Origin of the sequence: Mediterraneibacter sp. 210702-DFI.3.120 (genome assembly GCF_020561005.1) — a bacterium.
In the GTDB taxonomy this organism is placed as follows: Bacteria; Bacillota; Clostridia; order Lachnospirales; family Lachnospiraceae; genus Mediterraneibacter; species Mediterraneibacter faecis.
The window spans coordinates 1-335 of the sequence record NZ_JAJCNG010000094.1; the positions used below are offsets into that span (position 1 = coordinate 1).

General features: G+C 40.3%; 1 pseudogene. It reads left to right on the forward strand.

Annotated elements, in window-relative coordinates:
• A pseudogene (locus tag LI162_RS15350) lies at window positions 1-335 on the forward strand (phosphoglucosamine mutase); the annotation flags it as partial.

Sequence of the window (335 nt, forward strand, 5' to 3'; positions counted from 1 at the left end):
GCAACACGTTCTTTCAAGGATATGAGAGTCGGACTTGACTGTGCGAATGGTAGTGCATCAAGTGTTGCAAAGAGTGTATTCGATGCACTTGGAGCAAAAACTTATGTGATCAACAATGAGCCAAATGGTGTGAATATTAATACAAACTGTGGTTCTACACATATTGAGGTTCTGCAGGAGTATGTAAAAGAGAAACATCTGAATATCGGGTTTGCTTATGACGGAGATGCCGACAGATGTATCGCAGTTGATGAGAATGGAAATGTTGTAGACGGAGACCGCATTATTTATGTATGTGGTAAATATCTCATGGAGCAGGGAAAACTGAAAGACAA